Below are 13447 nucleotides of genomic sequence, written 5' to 3'. Positions count from 1 at the left end.
AAATTCAAGCGAGGTCATGTCGACTATGGAAATATTTTGTCATTATATATAGATTTAATTGGTATAATGTCGAAAAGGAGCTTTTTGCTCGTCAATCCATCGAGAGGTGCCCCATGCTAGCGTTCCGGCAACCTATACTTGTCCTTCTCCTGTTCAGCATCTTCATTGCCGTCGTGCCTCTCGTCTCCAATTCCCATGACGACGCTGCGGATCTATCCGTCTCCGAATGGAGCATCGCCTGGATCCAAAAGCCGAATCCGTCCGGATCGACTCCGCCTGCGGATCTATTCTGGCATTCTGCTACGGCACAGCGTCCCCTTACCGCATTGCCGGACGGAGCTGTCGGCGCCTGGGTTCGTGTCCCGATTCCGCCTACAGCCGGCTTCAATGACCCGGGACTGTATATCCGGCAATTGTACGGGCTTGATATCACCGTATACGAGGATGCCCGAGCGATCTATCACTCCTCGCGGAACTACGATTTTGAGCGCAATATCCTCCTGATCCCGCTGACCTCCAAGTCGGCTTCTTCGGAGATATACATTGTAATGAAATCCAAGGAAGGCGCCGGAATCAACAGCGAGATTCGGGTCGGCGAATTCGCCGATCTATCTTCATCGAATGCTCGCAAAGGGCTGCCGAATGTCCTGCTTGGAGCCGCGATAGCGTTCCTCGGATTTATTATGCTTTTATCCACCGGCTTCTTCGTTCGTTCCCTGACCAAGCCGGCCAACGCTCTCAGTCTGTTCATCCTGTCTACCGGCCTGCTGATTGTCACGAATTCATCCTTGCCCTATTTCTATTTTCCCGATTACGGCCAGATGCTGTTCTTTTTGTTCGATACATTTTTGCTGGTCCTTTTTCCTTCCTTATTCTATTTCGTCAGCCATTCCTTCGAGCTCACCAATAGCTGGCTGAAAAAATCCCAAAGCTGGCTGATCGGCTATTCTGGCGCAAGCTTCCTCGTCATGCTTGTCTATAAAGGTGCCGGCGGGTCCTTCTATTTCTATTACAAGCTCTTTACCTTCTGGATCCTGGCGCCTCTCGTTCTCGCTCAACTGGTTGTCATCCTGATTTTTGCCATTCGGAACCTCTTTCGAAAATCCCGCAGCTCCATGCTTTTATCGACAGGTATTATCGGGCTCGCCATTTCCGGCGTCGCGGACTTCATCGTGCTTTCCTATCGTCAGAGTCCGTATCAATTTGAGCTGTGGAAATTCGGTATCGTGTTTCTCGTCGCGTGTCTGGTCATGGCTTTGAATCGAAGGATAGCCGCCGATTATGCCAAGCTGCTCGCCTATTCCAACGAACTGGAGCTGTACAACCATCAGCTGCAGAAATCGGAAAGAATGCAGATTATAAGCCAACTGGCTGCTTCCATTGCCCATGAAGTCCGAAATCCGCTGCAGGTGACGAGAGGGTTTCTCCAGCTGCTTTCGAGAAAATCCACGGAGACGAACAAGTATCAGTACGACATCGCCATCAGCGAGCTCGATCGGGCAGCCGGCATCATCACGGACTATCTGACGTTCGCCAAGCCCGAGCAGGAAACGCCGGCTGCGATCGACGTGAAACAAGAGTTGAGCATCATCGAAACCATTTTGCTCCCCATGGTGATGATGCATAGCGGAGTGCTGCTCGTCAAAGCTTCCGAGCATCTCACCATCATCGGAAACACGTCCAAATTCAAGCAAGCCCTTATCAATATTATGAAGAACAGCATCGAGTCCCTGAAAGAAAACGGAAAGATTGAATTGGAGGCCTACGAGGAGAATGACGAGGCGGTGATACGAATTACAGATAACGGACAAGGAATGAGCGAAGAGCAGCTCGCCAAGCTGGGCAATCCTTACTTCTCATCCAAGTCCGAAGGTACAGGTCTTGGGCTTATGGTCACATTCCAAATTATTGAAGCCATGAACGGAACGCTGACATACCGCAGTGAAAAAGGAAAAGGAACCGAAGCGATGATTCGGTTCCCTCTCGTGCGTTAACCCCAGTTGTATCGGAGATTGTTCGACTCGCCCCCCGAGCTGGCAAGCTCGGCCGGATTGGGAGGAATGATCAAGAAATAGCTTGAAGGCGTTTCTTCCATGACCTGAAGTTCGATTTCCTCCGGAACCATGATGCCGAAAGACGCTTGGAGCGCGCTTTTGGGATCGCTCAGCAGCTTGGCCTTGAATTCAGGATCTTTCCATGCCTTTTGAATAATCTGCACCTTCAAGGAATCCATGGACATCGAACAACAACCTTTCATGAGAAAAGTGGATTAGCCCTCTTATCATAGCATTTCATAGGTAAAATGTCCCTATTTATATAGTAATTTTCGACAATAAATGGGAAAATCCGCCTGCTGCAGCGAGACTGGCTCGGGACTGCTCGATCTTGCGGGCCTCCTCGCGGATTCCCGTCGCAACGGCATCGGCATAAGCGGCCAGCCGATCCGGACGATGGGGAATCTGCCTGAGCCGCTCGGCATAACTCTCGGCCGCGTCCGCGAGTTCGCCTACGGCCTCATGATGGTAGATCGCCGTTCGGACGTCACGCTCATCCCATGCCTGGCCGGCTGACAATTGGAGCCGGGTCCGGACGATCGACAGGAATGCGTTGCCGTTGGGGGCAGGCAGATCGGCCTGCCAATCATCCCAATCATCGGACAGCTGGAGCGCCGCAAGGGCCAGTTCGACAGCTTGCTCCGCATCCGGGATGCGCTCCGGCATCCCCGCAAGAAGCAGCATTCCGCTGGCGCCTATTTTTACGGGGGCAGCCTTGCGGGCCAATAGGCCCGGCTCGTTCGGACTCATGGGAAGCTCCATTTCCGTATGAACTGCGGATGCCCACTCCCCGACATATCGGCGATAGCAGCTCCAGAGCATGCTCTCCTGCGGAAAATGGCGCTGATAGCGCCGTCTGAACAGCTCCTCCAAAAGCTGGCCCAGCGCCAAGGAGGCTCTAATTCCTCCCGTGCCTCTCTCCTGCCCGTCCATCGCATCGTCCAGCAGAAAATAACGAAGCATGGCAAAAATATTGCCGACCGCCAAATCGCGGCACAGCTCGATCGGGCTACGCGTCTGATCCCGCATCCAGTACGGCAGCATGTAGCTGATCCTATTTGCCCGGCCTCCGTTGCGAAGCGGATCGCTGAGCGCCAGCAGCTCCTGCCCCCGTTCGCGAAGTCCAGCCGGAAGCTCTGCCAACTCCTCCGAGGCTTGCGAAAAGATCAGCATCAATTCCTCGCGTTCCTCTTCCAATTGCATTGTGCAAGTCTCCTAATCATTCAGAGTCCAAATGAATTCCTTTTTTTCATGAACAGGTTGATCCGCTCGGAGAACAGCATCAGTCCGGCCGCCATGACCAGAAGATACAGCGGCAGCATTCCGCTGGCCGACCAGGCGGCGATGAAGCCGAACAGCGGCGGCAGGAGCGTGCTTCCCGTATAAGCGGCCGCCATCTGGAAGCCCATGATCGATTGGGACGGACCTTTGCCGAAGCGCACCGGCGTCTCATGCAGCATGCAGGGGAATATAGGCGCGAGCCCGAGTCCCACGACGACGAACCCGATCAGCGAGAATACGGTCGGCAAAGGCAGGAGCATGAGGACGATTCCCGTCACGGCCAGCAGCTGCCCGCCGCGGATCATCGCGCGGTTGCTCAGCTTGAAGGTGACGAATCCGGCCAGGAACCGGCCTGCGGTAATGCCCCCGTAGTAGAAGGAGATCCACTTGGCGGCATCCGTCGCGGACACGCCTTTCGATTCCGACAAATAGGTGCTGCCCCACAGGCCGAGCGTGGCCTCCACGCCGGAATAGAACAGGAACGAGAGCAGGGCCAGCTTGACACCCTTGATTTTGAAGAGCATGACGCCTCCTGCCCGGTCATGCTCTCCCGTTTCCTCGGAACCGCCCGCTTGGTCCGTCCGACTCAATCGCGCGACCTTGGCCCATAGCGGCAGCGTCAGCAGCAGGACGAGAACGAGCCCGAACTGGATCAGCGAGACGTTGAGATAACCGTTCCTCCATGACCTCTCCAAGATGGAATGGGCCATGATGACAGGTCCCAGTGTGGCTCCGACGCCCCAGAAGCAGTGCAGCCAGCTCATATGCCTGGCTTTGTAATGCTCCGCGACATAGCTGTTCAGCCCGGCATCGACGCAGCCGGCTCCCAGTCCGAGCGGAACGGCAAAGACGAACAGCCATGCCGTCGCCGGAGCATAGGAAAAGCCGAGCAGGGCTGCCGCCGTGATGAGGCAGCTGAACAAGGTCACCTTGCCGGTGCCGAAGCGCTTCAGCAGGAAACCGGTGGCCAGGCTGGATACGATTGTGCCTGCGGTGACCGTCATGAAGATGAGCCCGGCCATGGAGACCGGCGCTCCGATGTCCCGGTGCAAGGCCGGCCATGCCGCTCCGAGCATGGAATCGGGCAAGCCCAGACTGATGAAGGCCAAGTAGATGATGATCAAAAAGAAAGCTGCCATCGTTTCACCCTTCCTTTCTTGCTGAGGATATATCCTGAGAAATCATCGCTTCAAGGGAAAGGGTCTTCAGTCCGCCCAGATAGTCGGACGGCCAGTGGCTGTGGACAAGCTCGGGCAGATGCTCCAGGGGAACATAGCTGCGGCTCCTCTGTCCGATCCGCTCCAGCAGCGCCTCGTCGGCTTCGGAGTCGCAAAACACGATCCGCTTCGGGTTTAGGATGACCGTGAATGCAGCGACCAGCCTTGCGACCGCGTCGACATGGACCTCATCCAGCGTCCTCCCGTCCAGAAATCCACGCTCCTGCAAAGCCTGCCCGAAATTGCGCTGCCCGTCCATCGGGACAAAGGAGATTTCTCCGGAGAAGGACGTGTTCCCGCGCAAAATCGTTCCATTCGCCATAATGCCGGCTCCCGGCCCGTTGTTGCCGAAGTACAAATATACGAGCGAGGCCGATTCGGCTTCGTCGGCCTTGGCGGCAAAGCCAAGCGCCGCGGCGTTCATGTCGTTTTCGACCTGGACCGGAATCTGCAGCCTCTCCTCGAAATAGGCCTGCAGCTCCAAGCCCTCGTAGCGCCCGTAACCCGGAATGTAGCCGATTTTTCCATCCTTCACCGAGCCCGGAACGCCGATCGCCAGAGAGCGGATTCGGGGATATTTATCCATCAGCTCCTCCACCTGCAGCCGCAGCGCTCCGATGCCCTCGATGAGAACGCTGGGAGCGATTCCTTCCTCCTTGGTCCCTCCCATGCAATCGAAGACGGAGTAGCGGGTCTCATCCTTCTCGAGATAGACAGCCAACCCGAGCATGAACTCGGGATTGTACGCATACCTGCTTGCCCGCCGGCCTCCGCTCGACTCGTCCAGGCCTACGGACCGCAGCTCTCCTTCCTTCTCCATGAGCGACACGAACTTGCTGATGGTGGGAAAGCTGAGGGACAGGCTTCGGCTCAGCTCGGCCTTGGTCGCGTGGCCCTTGGAAATCAGGCCGGATCGTATCGCTGCCGTAATGGTCCTGCGGATTTCATTGGGATCTGTCCGATGCTCGCTCATCTGATCAAAAGTATCTCCCTTACTTATTAAATGTGTTTATTAAGTCGGTATGATCCTACCAGAGAATGAGCCTTTGGGCAATTCTTTTTCTTGTTATTGTTTCCCAACGGGGCGGTCTGCCGCTGAAGGCAGCTCCATGACCTCGAAATCGGTCGTTCCCGCCTTGAATTTCCCCACGATGCGAAAACCGAGACGTTCGTATACCTTTTTCGCTCGGAGATTGAAGGATGCCACCGTAAGCCTCAGCAGAGAAGGGCTTCCGATTCGAATCGCTTCCGCCATCCCGCGATTTCTCGGGCGCGAATGCTTCTTCCTATAACGAAGCCCATAAATCGCCATAGCGATGGATCATCCCTTCGCCGCCGACGTCCAGCTCGGCCTCGAAGGATGCGCTGCGGTAGCGGTAACGGCACTCATCCTCCAGGCAGTAGTATGACTGCCTGAGCGGCTCGACCGCGAGCGAAGGAAAGCGGACCCATGCCGCGGTCATCTCCGCCTCCTGCCCCTTGCGCAGTCCCAGCCTGCGGATCGGCAGCGTATTCGTCGCGGGCGTAAGCTCGATATCGACGTCCACGCAGCCTTGCAGCTCGGGCAGCTCCCGGCCGTCCATCAGCCAGTTTCCCCGGCCGTCCGCTTCCAGATGAAGACTGGCTTCCTCGTCGCCATGGGCAAATTCGACCGACACTTCCCGCGTAAGCCAATCCGGGCAGGTCCTGATCCGGTATGTGCAGCTGACAGGCTCGGAGCCGAGCCTCCCGACGATGCTGCCTTCCAGAAGATGGCCGTCGTTGCCGCGGAAGAGGCGGCAGTGCTCGAGAAACGGCTCGTCCAGCCGTTTCCACAGCCGGGATTGGAGAAGAAGAGGCGGATTGGATTTCATCGTCATGGGGATTGTCCTCCTGAGCTAGGGAATGAATGAGATTGGATTCGGGCAATGATGAGGTAAATACGTTTACGATCCATGCAGGCAATCGCCTGTTACTGGAAGGAGAATGAATTCATGTCGACGCAAAAAGATCCGGGAAGCAGGCTTCCCGAGCAAGCCGTCAACGCCATCGAGCAAATCTCCGGCGCTCATCCCGGCTATAGGCGCGCTCATGCCAAGGGCATCTGCTGCGAGGCCGTATTCCGTCCCAGCGGAGCAGCCAAGGAATGGACGACGGCTCCCCATCTGCAGCAAGGGGAGACACGCGCCATCGTGCGCTTCTCCAACACGAACCCCGATCCCGACAACCGCGACCTGCTCTCTCCAGCCAAGGGGCTTGCGGTCCAGTTCCTGCCGCCGGACGGGGCAAGACCGGTCATCGTCGCCGCCACGACTCCTGTCTTCTTCGCCCGGACGACCGAATCCTTCCTGGAGATGCTGCAGGCTTTCCAGGAGGCGAAGCGCGGCGGCATCTCCGTCAAGGAGATTTTCACCGATCTGATCGGCCGGTTCCCCCATGCGAAGAGCGCCCTCGCTTCCATCTCCGCGCTGAAGCCCCCGGCCAGCTTCGCCAGCCGCCCGTATTATTCCATTCATGCGTTTTATTTCGTCGATGGGGCGGGCAAGCGGCGGCCGGTCAAATACGAATGGATTCCCGATGCGGGAGAAGACCATCTTCCGCTTGTGAAGGCGCCTTTCGCCGGGCATGATTACCTGGAAAAGGAATTGGCCGGGCGGCTGGAATCATCGCCTGTCGGCTTTACGCTGCGCATCGTCCGGGGAGAGGAATGGGATCCCGTCGACGATCCAACCACGGAATGGCCGAGAGACCGGGAAGCGATCGACGCCGGCCAGCTTCTCGTGACCCGCATCGTCGAGGAACCGGAAGGGCTGCTCATGGATCCGACCGTGACCGGGGAAGGCATCGAAGTCAGCGAGGATCCGATTCTTCACTTCCGCAAGGACGCTTACGCGGTCAGCTTCGAACGGCGTTCGCAAGGAATCTGACGATCCTTATATCCAAGCCTTGAATGGCAAAAAAGCACCGGCCTCCGGCCGGTGCTTCAGGCTGTCTTCATTCAGCTTTTCATCCGCGGGTCCAGCACATCGCGCAGGCCGTCCCCGATCAGGTTGAAGCCGAGCACGGTCAGCATGATCGACAAGCCGGGGAAAATGACCGTCCACGGCGCGTTCTGGATGAACTGCCGGGAATCGGACAGCATCTTGCCCCATTCCGGCTCCGGCGGCTGCGCGCCCATGCCGAGAAATCCGAGCGCCGCCGCCTCGATGATCGCCGTCGCGATGCCGAGCGTGCCTTGCACGATGATCGGGCCGAGGCAGTTGGGAAGAATATGATGCCACAGAATGCGGGAATTCTTCATGCCGATCGCCCGCGCGGCCATGATGTATTCCTCCTCGCGCAGGCTGAGCACCCTGGCGCGGACGAGCCGGCCGAACACCGGCACGTTCACGATGGCGATCGCGAGCAGCGCATTCTGCAGCGAAGGCCCTAGAGCGGCCACGATGGCGATCGCCAGCAGGATGCCGGGGAACGCAAGCAGAATGTCGAATAAGCGGGAGATGAGCGCATCAAGCCAGCGGCCGTAGTAGCCGGCAACGATGCCGAGCATCGTGCCTGCGATGATCGAGCCTACGACGGAGCTGATGCCCACCCAGAGGGAGATCCGGGTTCCGTAGATGATGCGGGAGAAGATGTCGCGGCCCAGATCGTCGGTGCCGAACAAGTGCTCTCCGCCCGGCTTGTGGAGCCGGTTGACCAGCTCTTGCTCCTTATAGTCGTAGGGAGCGATGAACGGCGCCAGCACGGCAATCAGTACGAAGAAGACGATGATGCCGAGACCGACCATGGCCAGCTTGTTTTTGCGGAAGCTGCGCCAGCCGTCCCTCCAGGAGGAGGAAACCTCGGTCTTGGCCGGGGGCGGCGGCGCAAGCTTGATTGCCGGTTGTGACATGGGCTTTCCTCCTACTTGAAGTTGATTCTCGGATCAACCGCCGCGTACAGCAGATCGACCAGAAGATTGATGAGCACGAAGATGAAAGCGATGATCAGGATGCCGGACTGAATGACCGGATAATCCCGGGAGGCGATCGCGTCGAAGATATACCGGCCGACGCCCGGCCAGGCGAAGATCGTCTCGGTCAGGACGGCTCCCCCGAGCAGCAGGCCGAACTGCAGGCCGATGACCGTCAGCACCGGGATGAAGGCGTTGCGCAGGGCATGCTTGTAGATGATGAACATCTGGGACAAGCCCTTGGCCTTGGCCGTGCGGATATAGTCGGACCGCAGCACTTCCAGCATGCTGGAGCGCGTCATCCGGGCAATGATCGCCATCGGAATCGTGCCGAGCGCGATTCCCGGCAGGATGAGATGCTTGACGACCGTCCAGAACTGATCCGCCCTGCCCGAGAGCAGCGAGTCGATCAGATACAGGTTGGTCACCGATTCCACCGGATCGCGCGCGTTCACCCGGCCGATGGATGGAAGCCACTTCAGCTCCAGCGCGAACAGCCACTGTTCCATGAGGCCGAGCCAGAAGATCGGCATCGACACCCCGATGAGGGCGATCAGCATGCTGAGATAATCGAACCAGGAGTTCTGCTTCCAGGCGCTGAGAATGCCGGCGTTCACCCCGAAGAACACGGCGAAGGCCATCGCGACCAGCGTCAGCTCCAGTGTGGCCGCCAGGTACGGCGTAATTTCGGCGGATATCGGCTCGCGGGTGCGGATCGACGTGCCCAGATCTCCGGCGGCGAGCTTTTTCAAATAATCCCCGTACTGCACGAAAAGAGGCTGATCAAGCTTGAGCTCCTTGCGCAGGGCTTCCTTGGACGTGCTGCTGGCCTTCTCGCCGAGAATGACTTCCGCGGGATCGCCGGGAATCGCGTGGATGATGGAAAAGACGATGATCGTCATTCCCAGCAGAACCGGAATCAACATGAGCAGACGTCGAATCGTGTAGTTCAGCATCAATGTCTCCCCTTAAGCCAATAGGCGTATCAATAGAAGAGACGGCAGGCCAGCCTGCCGTCCGCTTGATGAAGCGACGAGTCAACGGTTTACTTGAAGTAGACCTCGGTGTACGGCTCGGAGCCCGTCGGCGAAGGCGTGTAGCCCGCCAGCTTGGCCGATCCGGCCAGCAGCGGCGTGGAGTGGACGAGCGGAATCCATGGAGCGTCCTGCTTGATCAGCACCTGCGCCTGCTTGTACAGCTCTTCGCGCTTGGCGTTGTCGGTCTCCGACTGGCCTTCGCTCAGCAGCTTGTTGACTTCTTCATTGGAATAGAAGCTGTAGTTGTTGCTTCCGATCGCGTCCTTGTGCAGCAGCGTGAAGAGGAAGTTGTCCGGGTCGCCGTTGTCGCCCGTCCAGCCGAGCATGAACAGGTCTTCCTTGTCGCCTTTTTTCACATCGTCAAGGTACGTCGCCCATTCCGGGGATTCGATCTTCGTCTTCACGCCGATCTTGGCGAAGTCGGCCTGGATCGCTTCCGCGACCTTCTTGCCGTCCGGCATGTAAGGGCGTGCCACCGGCATCGCGTAGAAGATCATTTCATTCGGCAGTCCGTTCGCGTATCCGGCTTCGGCCAGAAGGGACTTGGCCTTCTCCAGATCATAAGGATAGTCCTGCACGTCCTTGTTGTAGCCAAGCGTGGACGGCGGCATCGGGTTGACCGCCGGCTCCGCCAGTCCGCCGTAGAACGCCTGGATGATGGCTTCCTTGTTGACGGCATAGCTCAGAGCTTGGCGGACTTTCGGATTGTCGAACGGGGCTTTTTTGGTGTTGAAGCCCAGATAGCCGACGTTGAAGGATGCGCGCACGATCTTCTGGAGGTCGGCGTTGCCTTCGAGCGTCTTGAGATCATCGGGGTTGACGCCTTCCATCAGGTCGATCTCGCCGTTCTGCAGCGCCGTGAGGCGGGCCGAGTTGTCCGGAATGACCTTGAAGACGACTTTGTTCAGCTTGGGCAGCCCTTGCTGCCAGTATGTCGGGTTCTTCTCCAATGTGATGGAGTCGTTGCGCTTCCACTCCTTGAAGACGAACGGTCCCGTGCCGACCGGCTCGGACTTGAACTTGTCCTTTTCCTCCTTGATGGCCGTCGGGGAACCGATTCCGAACGACGGCATCGCGATGTTCTGCAGGAACGGAGCCTGCGGCTTGTTCAGGACAATTTTGACCGTGCTGTCATCGACAGCGGTTACTTCCTTGATGACACGGGAGCCGTCCGGACCGAACATGGAGTCGTAGTAATCGAAGGAGTCGCCTTCGAATTTGAATTCGCTCTTCGGATCGCTCCAGCGGTTGAAGTTGAACACGACCGCGTCGGCGTTGAAGTCGGTGCCGTCCGAGAACTTGACGCCTTGCTTCAGCTTGAACGTGTACGTCAATCCGTCCGGAGTGACTTCATAGCTTTCGGCCAGCTTGGGCTGAACCTCGGTCGTGCCCGGCTTGTAGTCCAGCAGCCCTTCGAACATCTGCTGCGTGACCTTGATGGATTCGCCATCGGTTACGATGGCTGCGTCGAGAGCGGCGGAATCGCCGCCGCGGGCGGTGATCAGCGTATCCTGCGTGGTGGCGGAGGAATCCGCCGGAGTTCCGCTCGGAGCGGGGCTGCTGGAGTTGCTGGCCGGGGAGCTTCCCGGGGAATTGCCGGCGTTGCTGTTGTTGCCGCTGCAGCCTGCCAAGGCGAGGACGGATGCCAGCACGAGCGCCGCTCCGGGTTTATACCATTTGTTCAACATTGTCTCCTCCTCTTGATCTCTCTTTTTCGGAATCCCTTTGGCTTTTGAATCTATGATTGAAATCCGTTACGGCTCCGTGGAGACGTACAGATGACAAGCTGTCATATGGCCTTCCGACGTCTGCTGGAGAGCCGGCCGCTGCTGCCTGCATATGTCCATGACCTGCGGACAGCGGGTGTTGAAGACGCAGCCCTGCGGGACATTGGCCGGACTCGGAACTTCGCCTTGCAGGATGATCCTCTCGCTGGCCGCATTGGGATCCGGCTTCGGCACTGCGGACAGCAGCGCCTGCGTATAGGGATGCTTGGGCTCCCGGTAAAGGGAATGCTTGTCCGCAAGCTCCACGATCCTCCCCAGATACATGACCGCGACCCGATCGCAAAAATGCTTCACCACGCTGAGATCATGAGCGATGAACACGTAGGTCAGTCCGAACTCTTCCTTGAGATCCTGCATCAAGTTGAGGATCTGCGATTGGATTGATACATCCAGCGCCGATACCGGCTCGTCCGCGACGATCAGCTTCGGCTGCAGCATGAGCGCCCGCGCGATCGCGATCCGCTGCCGCTGTCCGCCGGAGAACTGATGAGGGAACCGGTCCAGCTGCCAGGAGCTGAGGCCTACCGTCTCCATCACCCGCTCCACCTTGCCGCGCCGCTCCTCGGCGTTCCCGATGCCATGCACGATCAGCGGCTCCTCGAGAATTTTGCGAACCTTGTGGCGCGGATTGAGAGAGGCGAACGGATCCTGGAAAATCATCTGCATGTCCCTGCGGATCTCTCTCATGCGGCTATCGGAAAACTCCGTCACGTTATGGCCGTCGAACAAGACCTCGCCGTCTGTCGGCTCGATGAGCCTCAACAGCGAGCGGCCCGTCGTCGACTTGCCGCAGCCGCTTTCGCCGACGATGCCGAACGATTCGCCTTTCTTCACCTGAAAGCTGACGTCGTCGACCGCTTTGACCTGTCCGACCTCGCGCTGGAACAATCCTTTGCGGATCGGGAAATACGTCTTGAGAGAGCGGACCTCCAGCAGGCTGTCCTCATGAACTTGGGTCGGGCTCAATTCGCCACCTCCTCGATTGCATTCAGCCAGCAGCGGGAGCGGTGGCCCGGGCTTGTCGTCGGCACGAGCTCCGGAAGCGAATTCAGGCACTTGTCCATCACATGCTCGCAGCGCGCCGCGAAGCGGCAGCCTTCCTTGACCGAGCCGGGCTTCGGCACGTTGCCGGGGATAGAGTAGAGCCGCTTCACATCCTCCTCGATCTTCGGAATGGAACGGATCAGCCCCTGCGTGTAGGGATGCCGGGGCTTCTCGAATATCTCGCGCACCGTTCCTTCCTCTACGACCTTGCCGGCGTACATGACGACGACCCGGTGGCATACTTCCGCGACGACGCCGAGATCATGCGTGATCATCATGATCGCCGTTCCGGTCTCTTCATTGAGCTTTTTCATGAGATCCAGAATCTGCGCCTGGATCGTCACGTCCAGCGCCGTCGTCGGCTCGTCGGCGATCAGCAGCTCCGGCTCGCAGCAGAGGGCGATCGCGATCATGACCCGCTGCCGCATGCCGCCGGACAGCTGATGCGGGTAGCCCCTGAGAATCGTCTCCGCCCTTGCGATGCCGACCTTCTTCAGCATTTCAAGCGCTTGCGAGGACGCTTCCTTGCGGCTCATGCTGCGGTGGACCCTCAACGTCTCGACGATCTGATCCCCGATCGTAAGCAGCGGGTTCAGGGATGTCATAGGCTCCTGGAAGATCATCGAGATCTCATCGCCGCGGATCTGCTTCATCCGCTTCTCCTTGGCCTTGACGAGGTCCTCGCCCTTGAACAGGATCGATCCTCCGGCGTATTTGCCGGGCGGCTGCGGAATCAGCCGCATGACCGACAAGGAGGTGACGCTTTTGCCGCAGCCCGATTCTCCGACTACGCCTACGATTTCTCCTTTGTGTATGAGCAGATCCATGCCGTCGACCGCGGGAATCTCGCCTTGGTCCGTTACGAAATGAGTGCGCAAATCCCTAATCTCAAGCAGCGTCGAACCCATGCGCCCGGTCTCCTTTACGTTCATTCTATTTCTCGCTTTAATGCATTAATGTATCATTATTCAAAAGTAAACATCCACTATTTTCCTGTATACCGCTGAATGCTTGGACTACAATCCATCAAAAATAAACACGGATTGTTCTGGCAATTCCAATAATTAAATGCAAACTTAGTTAACACAGATTGTAA

The 13447-nt window shown here is 57.9% G+C and carries 12 protein-coding genes; 2 read left to right on the top strand and 10 right to left on the bottom strand.

Annotation, left to right across the window (positions count from 1 at the left end):
* The first annotated feature begins 113 nt into the window (after positions 1-113).
* Positions 114-1994 carry an ATP-binding protein gene (locus tag AC06G8_RS04865; protein ID WP_480284580.1) on the top strand — a complete coding sequence of 627 codons (1881 nt, stop codon included), beginning with the start codon at positions 114-116 and terminating at the stop codon, positions 1992-1994.
* Here the strand turns inward: AC06G8_RS04865 and AC06G8_RS04860 are convergent.
* From AC06G8_RS04860 to AC06G8_RS04840, 5 genes are all read right to left on the bottom strand, one after another.
* The gene (locus tag AC06G8_RS04860; RefSeq protein WP_480284579.1) at positions 1991-2239 is read right to left on the bottom strand and encodes an NHLP leader peptide family RiPP precursor; all 249 of its coding nucleotides are present in this window, start codon (positions 2237-2239) and stop codon (positions 1991-1993) included. The genes AC06G8_RS04865 and AC06G8_RS04860 overlap by 4 nt on opposite strands.
* A 73-nt stretch (positions 2240-2312) precedes the next feature.
* Positions 2313-3257, bottom strand: a complete 945-nt coding sequence (locus AC06G8_RS04855; protein ID WP_480284578.1) for a hypothetical protein — start codon at positions 3255-3257, stop codon at positions 2313-2315.
* A 20-nt stretch (positions 3258-3277) separates the two neighbouring features.
* Positions 3278-4474, bottom strand: a complete 1197-nt coding sequence (locus AC06G8_RS04850) for an MFS transporter (protein ID WP_480284577.1) — start codon at positions 4472-4474, stop codon at positions 3278-3280.
* A 4-nt stretch (positions 4475-4478) separates the two neighbouring features.
* Positions 4479-5525 carry an ROK family protein gene (locus tag AC06G8_RS04845; protein WP_480284576.1) on the bottom strand — a complete coding sequence of 349 codons (1047 nt, stop codon included), beginning with the start codon at positions 5523-5525 and terminating at the stop codon, positions 4479-4481.
* A 313-nt stretch (positions 5526-5838) separates the two neighbouring features.
* The gene (locus AC06G8_RS04840) at positions 5839-6411 is read right to left on the bottom strand and encodes a putative glycolipid-binding domain-containing protein (RefSeq protein ID WP_480284575.1); all 573 of its coding nucleotides are present in this window, start codon (positions 6409-6411) and stop codon (positions 5839-5841) included.
* A gap of 114 nt (positions 6412-6525) precedes the next feature.
* On the opposite strand from AC06G8_RS04840, the gene AC06G8_RS04835 reads away from it, so the two are divergent.
* A complete protein-coding gene (locus AC06G8_RS04835) occupies positions 6526-7458 on the top strand; it encodes a catalase family peroxidase (RefSeq protein WP_480284574.1) in 933 nt (310 codons plus the stop codon).
* Positions 7459-7529: 71 nt separating this feature from the next.
* On the opposite strand, the gene AC06G8_RS04830 is transcribed toward AC06G8_RS04835, so the two are convergent.
* The 5 genes from AC06G8_RS04830 to AC06G8_RS04810 form a co-directional block, all read right to left on the bottom strand.
* Positions 7530-8423, bottom strand: coding sequence for an ABC transporter permease (locus AC06G8_RS04830; RefSeq protein ID WP_480284573.1), 894 nt, complete (start codon positions 8421-8423; stop codon positions 7530-7532).
* A gap of 11 nt (positions 8424-8434) precedes the next feature.
* The gene (locus tag AC06G8_RS04825; RefSeq protein WP_480284572.1) at positions 8435-9439 is read right to left on the bottom strand and encodes an ABC transporter permease; all 1005 of its coding nucleotides are present in this window, start codon (positions 9437-9439) and stop codon (positions 8435-8437) included.
* Positions 9440-9528: 89 nt separating this feature from the next.
* A complete protein-coding gene (locus AC06G8_RS04820; protein ID WP_480284571.1) occupies positions 9529-11208 on the bottom strand; it encodes an ABC transporter substrate-binding protein in 1680 nt (559 codons plus the stop codon).
* Between the two features lie 66 nt (positions 11209-11274).
* On the bottom strand, positions 11275-12273 hold the full coding sequence (locus tag AC06G8_RS04815; protein ID WP_480284570.1) for an ABC transporter ATP-binding protein: 999 nt from the start codon (positions 12271-12273) through the stop codon (positions 11275-11277).
* Complete coding sequence (locus AC06G8_RS04810; RefSeq protein ID WP_480284569.1) at positions 12270-13259, bottom strand: ABC transporter ATP-binding protein; 990 nt, start codon at positions 13257-13259, stop codon at positions 12270-12272. Before AC06G8_RS04810 ends, AC06G8_RS04815 begins: the two co-directional genes overlap by 4 nt.
* Between the last annotated feature and the right edge of the window lie 188 nt (positions 13260-13447).

The organism is Paenibacillus sp. SJS-P3 (genome assembly GCF_056711585.1).
This window is presented reverse-complemented; position numbering and strand designations above follow the sequence as displayed.